This window comes from Mesorhizobium sp. M4A.F.Ca.ET.050.02.1.1 (genome assembly GCF_003997725.1).
Taxonomy (GTDB): Bacteria; Pseudomonadota; Alphaproteobacteria; order Rhizobiales; family Rhizobiaceae; genus Mesorhizobium.
In genome coordinates, this window is the sequence record NZ_RZSG01000737.1 from 1 (window position 1) to 2,977 (window position 2,977).

2 protein-coding genes and 2 pseudogenes are annotated in these 2,977 nt (G+C 59.9%); 1 reads left to right on the forward strand and 3 read right to left on the reverse strand.

Features of this window, described 5'->3' with window-relative positions:
* A partial coding sequence (locus EOA33_RS30280) for a 3-oxoacyl-[acyl-carrier-protein] synthase III C-terminal domain-containing protein (RefSeq protein WP_281033576.1) occupies positions 1-412 on the forward strand: 412 nt, incomplete at its 5' end.
* Positions 413-552: 140 nt separating this feature from the next.
* Here EOA33_RS30280 and panC read toward each other — a convergent pair.
* The 3 genes and pseudogenes from panC to EOA33_RS30295 all read right to left on the reverse strand — a co-directional run.
* A complete protein-coding gene (gene panC, locus EOA33_RS30285; RefSeq protein WP_127407317.1) occupies positions 553-1,434 on the reverse strand; it encodes a pantoate--beta-alanine ligase in 882 nt (293 codons plus the stop codon).
* Positions 1,431-1,753: pseudogene (locus EOA33_RS30290) on the reverse strand (3-methyl-2-oxobutanoate hydroxymethyltransferase); the annotation flags it as partial. The gene panC and the pseudogene EOA33_RS30290, both read right to left, overlap by 4 nt.
* Before the next feature lie 21 nt (positions 1,754-1,774).
* Positions 1,775-1,921, reverse strand: a pseudogene (locus tag EOA33_RS30295) (transposase); the annotation flags it as partial.
* Positions 1,922-2,977 lie beyond the last annotated feature (1,056 nt).

A 2,977-nucleotide genomic window follows, 5' to 3' on the forward strand; every position in this document is an offset into this window, starting at 1 on the left:
GATCCATATCGCGGCGGGCGGCAGCAAGCGTCCCTTCGCGGAAGACATCGACATCGCCGAAACCCGCATGACCATCGCTGACGGCCGCGAGGTCTTCGTCAAGGCCGTGGAGATGATGAGCCGCTGTTCCATCGAGGCGCTGGCAGCGGCCGGCCTTTCAGCGCCGGAGATCGCCCGATTCGTGCCGCATCAAGCAAATGCCCGCATCTTCAACGCTGTCGGCAAGTCGCTTGGCATTGAGGACGGACGCATCGTCAAGACCATCGCCGACTATGGCAACTCGTCGGCCGCGACGATCCCCCTGTCGCTGTCGGTTGCCCACGGCGCCAACCCCTTGCGACCGGGTGAGAAGCTGCTGCTGGCCGCCGCGGGAGCAGGTCTTGTCGGTGGGGCGCTTGTGGTCGGTTTCTAACCCGGCTGATCCCACCCGATGCAAAGCAGCGCCTAAAAAAATAAGTTCCAAGCTCGACGTTTGAGGTCTCATTGCGCTCATAATATAACGTGACGGGGCAATGTGCGCAGGCAAGCAGTATATCGCCAGGTCCTCTGGATTCAGGCAGCGGCTTGACGCAACGCTTCAGGACGCGGCAGCGCCACCTCGAGATTGTCGATTAGCCGCGTTTCGCCAAGCCACGCAGCGACAAGCAGCCGCGCTGGTCGATCTAACGTGAGCATTGGGGCAAGATCACTATCCGCGCGCAATTCGAGGTAATCGACCTGTGAGAAACCGGCGGCGAGGATCGCCTCGCGCCCGACACTCAGCGTGCGAAGTACAGATTCTCCTGAACTCAGCTGCCTGGCGGTTTGGACCAGGACTTCAGCCAGTCGAGGCGCCCTGTTGCGCTCAGCCAAAGTGAGCCGCGCGTTGCGCGACGACATTGCCAGGCCATCGGCTTCGCGCACCATCGGACCAGCGATGATCTCAATTGGAATATCGAGGTCACGGACAAGCTGGCGCACGACGTGGAGCTGCTGAAAATCCTTCTCGCCGAAAAACGCCAGGTCGGCCCCAGTCTGCAGAAGCAGCTTCGTGACCACCGTTGCCACGCCATCGAAGTGGCCGGGCCGAAACGTGCCGCAAAGCCCGTCGCTCACACCACCGACCGAAACGCTGGTCGCGAAGCCTGGCGGATACATGTCGGCGGCGTTGGGAGCGTAAAGGATATGGGTGCCGACAGATGCGAGCTTCGCCGCGTCATCATGTTCGGTGCGCGGATAGGCGGCCAGATCGGCCGCATTGTTGAATTGCGTCGGGTTGACGAACAGCGTCACGATCACCCGATCAGCCTTGGCCAACGCGGCTCGCACGAGGCTGAGATGCCCCTCATGCAGGGCGCCCATCGTTGGCACAACGGCAATCCTTAGGCCCTCGCGGCGCCAGGCGGCAACGATGCTGCGAAGTTCGGAGACGATGCGGACGATCGGGGTGCTCATAGGGCTTCTCCTCCACTGACTGGGCCCGGTTCATGGCCGAAGACGTGATCCGCGGTCGGAAAGCTGCGGTCGCGCACCTCCTTTGCGTATGCCGCAATCGCTGCCTCGGCGTCGCTTCCCAGCTCTGCGTAGCGCTTGACGAATCTTGGCCGAAAAGCGCCAAACAAGCCCAGCATGTCATCGACAACAAGGATCTGACCTCGCAGGCCGGCGATGCACCGATACCGATTGTGGGAATCGCCACTTGCTCTGTAATCAGCCGAGCCAAAGCCTCCGGTATCTTCTCAAGAACGACGGCGAATGCGCCGGCCTCGGCCACCCCGTCGCATCGCGCAGGATCCATCTCCGACGCATAGGCGCGAAGATAGCGACCGCTGATTTGGTGGTGGGTTCCGATCTCGGCGCGGCGAAGGCGCGAGAAAAAGCTTTCGGCCTGATTGGTGCAGGCGCCGTCGTCTGAATAGGCGTGCTGGTGGTTGATGCGCTCGACGGCGGTCGTTGCCCTACGAAATCGCAGGACTTGCATACCTTCCCATTTGCTTCGGATCCTTAGGTCGATGAACCTACCTCATGGCCGACGTTCGGCGCTCGTGATTGAGCCTGTGCCAAGCGGCGCGAAGAAGCACGTCCATCTCATCTTGTATCTGCCGACGCGAAATGTCGGAAACAAAGACTCACAGATATGATACCGCTCATCCGGCGCGGCCTGGACGCGGTCCCTCGGGATAAACCACTCTCCCGTCGGCGGATCATTCCGAGAGGATGGTTCAGGTTGCTTGACGTAGTAGCCATCCTTAGTAGGTCTCACGTCGCTGGACTCGATTGGATGGCAATCTCGATTGCCGCAGCACCTAAAATGAAGAACAGGGTCCGTCTTGCCTGCGTACCAATCATGGGCGTTGGCATTGCCAGCCAAGATAACCCACACGAACGCAATACCCCCTGGCAACCGCGTCATGGCATGGGCTCTCGCACCTACTAACACCATATTAGTGATAGCCAAAGCGCAGGCCTGAAGCCGTATTGACGGGCGCAGAGGTCCCAAGAGCGAAGCGCCACTGACCGACCAGCCCGGCTACGGATAGGCCCGCTAGACGACCTTGTCACACGCACAGTGGCGTTCTGCGAATGCTGCTGACGCCCGCTGCTACCGACAGGCTGCCCTCCGAACAGGTCATCGTCGCAGCCCGATCTTGGATTTTCTGTAATTCATCGGGATCGGCCATGCTCACCCGTTGATCAACAAACGCCGTCTCAAGCGTGAGCCTTTCGAATAGGTCTCCCTTGCGTTGATCATAAGTCTTAGCAAGCCGCGCACCATCGAACCCCCGGTCATCTCAGCTCTCTTCTCTTTGTCTCGGAAGTACTCTTCTGCAACCGCTTGGTGCATTCGAAAAGAGATCGACTGCACAGGGATGCAGATAAGTTCACGTCATGTGGTCACTTCAGCGCCCGAGGGACTCTCTTGCGGTGGCGCGAATTACTCACTGACAAACTTGACCATTCCGGACTTCACGCAAGCACATGAAGTCCGGAATCTGTC

Excerpts from the sequence above, each read along its gene's own strand:
- panC (WP_127407317.1), bottom strand. The coding sequence starts at position 1,434 with ATGAGCACCCCGATCGTCCGCATCGTCTCCGAACTTCGCAGCATCGTT.